The 2,509-nt window shown below is 59.3% G+C and carries 4 protein-coding genes and 1 tRNA gene; 3 read left to right on the top strand and 2 right to left on the bottom strand.

What is annotated here, in order from left to right:
* Both GSQ76_RS03155 and GSQ76_RS03160 read left to right on the top strand, forming a co-directional pair.
* A partial coding sequence (locus GSQ76_RS03155; protein ID WP_216850869.1) for a DUF3597 domain-containing protein occupies positions 1–355 on the top strand: 355 nt, incomplete at its 5' end.
* Between the two features lie 41 nt (positions 356–396).
* Complete coding sequence (locus tag GSQ76_RS03160; RefSeq protein WP_158742460.1) at positions 397–666, top strand: hypothetical protein; 270 nt, start codon at positions 397–399, stop codon at positions 664–666.
* Positions 667–1,422: 756 nt separating this feature from the next.
* On the opposite strand, the gene GSQ76_RS03165 is transcribed toward GSQ76_RS03160, so the two are convergent.
* A tRNA-Ile gene (locus GSQ76_RS03165) sits at positions 1,423–1,496 on the bottom strand.
* A 401-nt stretch (positions 1,497–1,897) separates the two neighbouring features.
* On the opposite strand from GSQ76_RS03165, the gene GSQ76_RS32320 reads away from it, so the two are divergent.
* Positions 1,898–2,023: a hypothetical protein gene (locus GSQ76_RS32320; protein ID WP_256366957.1), complete on the top strand. Its 126-nt coding sequence runs from the start codon at positions 1,898–1,900 to the stop codon at positions 2,021–2,023.
* On the opposite strand, the gene GSQ76_RS03170 is transcribed toward GSQ76_RS32320, so the two are convergent.
* On the bottom strand, positions 2,020–2,509 hold a 490-nt coding region (locus GSQ76_RS03170; RefSeq protein WP_254070217.1), incomplete at its 5' end, for an SOS response-associated peptidase. The two genes, GSQ76_RS32320 and GSQ76_RS03170, sit on opposite strands and share 4 nt — an antisense overlap.

Genomic DNA, 2,509 nt, shown 5'->3' on the forward strand with positions numbered 1-2,509 from the left:
CGGAAGCATCGTCGACGCCATATCGCAGGCCGCTCCGGAAACGGTGTCAGAAGCCGTCTCACCTTCGCCTACGACCACACCAGACACAGGCTCAAAGGCTGTCGACGTCGGCGCGGTCTTGTCGCAGATGGCGTCACAGAAAGGCGGCGGCGGGAATTATCAGAATTCGATCGTCGACCTGCTTAAGCTGCTCGATCTGGACTCCAGCCTCGAGGCCCGCAAGGAGCTCGCGAACGAGCTAAATGTGCATGCCGGAGCAGACGGGTCAGCCGAAGAAAACATCGCTCTCCACAAGGCAGTCATGCAGAAGCTTTCCGAGAACGGCGGCAAAGTGCCTGCGGAGATGATGGGCTAGACGCTGTTCGCTGAAATTACACCTCTGCTGCGGAGTTTCTCATGACAACTGAACGAGTGACGATCACTGGCTTTCGCAATGCCGGATCCTTCGATGGCAAGTTTGCAAGCAACTACGCTTTAGAACCATCTCAAGCCGGCGGTCCCGAACTGGCTGCCGGAATTTATCGCTTCGACAACAGCAATACCGGCGCATCTACTAAATATAACGTCTTTGCAATGGGGAATCTTATTGAGGTATTGGCAACAGTAAATGCCAGTCTCGAGCTAATTCAAGCTAAGACAGACCCGACCTGGGCCGAGATTTCGTGACGGCATTATGAGTGCTGCGACGGAGGTCAAAAAGTTGACCCATGTCGAACACGGGCTCACTTTGCGCTGGTGACCGTCAACAACTCTGAGACCGTGTGAGACAGCCTTGGCAATCTGGCGGGCCCTCAAGGCCGCCACGGCGACGCGGGCGCTTTCCTGCACGGCTGATGGTGAAGATTTTGGTTTTCGTCGCAGGGGTGTTGATCGTGTGAGCTTGGTGGCGGGGCATCTAGTGACCCTTCCAACGCTGGTTACCGCAGCCGAGGTGGGTCGCTGGCGGTTGATTGGGCGCTCGGAACCTCTAGTCGACGTTGAACGTTGCCGGTCTATCGACGAATGAAGGGTGCCATGGTCAATATCCCGAGGTTTGCTGCTGGCGTGCTCGTCTCTACAATGAGTATTTCAAGCCTGGCCATTGCGGCTGGTGGCTCATCGGCCGGGGGGAGTGGGGGATCCTCGTCCGCTGGCTCGTCTTCCACTGGAGGCGCCGCTGCTGGCTTAGGCTCAGCCCATACAAATGGAACGAGTTCAATCTCTGGTTCTCAGCCGGTCCCAGGCAAGCGCAAGGCGGTAGAAGATCGGCTTCGGCAAACCGGCAATGCGCCAAGCCCTTCAAAGGATCAGCAGGAGTTGCAATCTCTCAACCAGATTAGTCGCCAAGTGGCGCCAGGTGCTCCGGTGCCGGCACCGGAAGCAAGCCGCTAGGATCTGATGCAAGCCCTAACGTTACGACCGAAGCCGCCGTATAACAGCACATGCGCCCGGCACGACTTGAACCCGCGACCAAGCCGTTATAAGCGGCCCGCTCTAACCAACTGAGCCATAGGCGCATACGCGGGCGATTTCGGGTCGTCTACGGTGCCAAATCTTCGTCTAGCGCATCACTCTCGTGCCAGCCATCGATCTAAGCCTCGTGATCGCCGCTGCCATCAGCATATGGGCATGCGGTGACCGGCTTGCCGAGACTGCGGGCACTTATACCTTCGGCAAAAACCTGTGCGGCTGGTTTGGCGGTGTCTAACATACCGATCCTTGCGACGCTTGCTCACGTCGCCATGTGGATGCGGAACGTCCAAGGACAACGCACTATGATCAGACTGCTTCCACGTCCGGCTTTGCTGACAGGTGTCGTCGTCGTGGCGTCCATCACCAGCGGTGTTGTATTCGGCGCAGCTGCTATGACTGCAGCTCTTGCGGCTCGGATGGTTGTACGCCGCTTAAGTGATCGGACATGACCCTGTTCTACCTGCCGTTCCTGGCGTTGGTGCATTTCAGTTCCGGCGCGGCTTTGGGCGGCATGGCGGTGCTATCAGCCAAGGCGGTAGCGAACATGCGAAGACAGGACTGCAAGCGCTAGGCCGGATTAAGCCCCGGCGGCGCGTCACTCGGCGGTGGCGCGGCCGGATCATCAATCCGGTCCAGCAGATCGGCACCATTGTTCCGGACGCTGTTCACAGCCCGGCTGACGGGCCACAGATGCAGGACGTCATCGGCAGCCGGCCGCATTAGCTCCATGGCGTCACCTTCTGCTTCACCCAGCCACATCGACCATTGGTTTGGCTCTAGGATCACGGGCATGCGGTCGTGCAGTTGGGCCATCGTACCGTTGGCGCTGGTGGTCAGGACGGCGAATGTCCGCAGCACCTCGCCGTCTGGCGCCCTCCAGCCCTCCCAAATGCCTGCAAAGGTCACTGGCGCGCCATCCTGCCGGGCAATGGCATAGGGCTGCTTGCCGTCTGGCAGCGCCTTCCACTCATAGAATGCGTCGGCGGGCACTAGGCATCGCCGAGCGGCCAAGGCGGTCTTGAACATACCGGATGACCCCGCCGTCTCCGACCTAGCG

Origin of the sequence: Acidisphaera sp. L21, from assembly GCF_009765685.1 — a bacterium.
In the GTDB taxonomy this organism is placed as follows: Bacteria; Pseudomonadota; Alphaproteobacteria; order Acetobacterales; family Acetobacteraceae; genus LMUY01.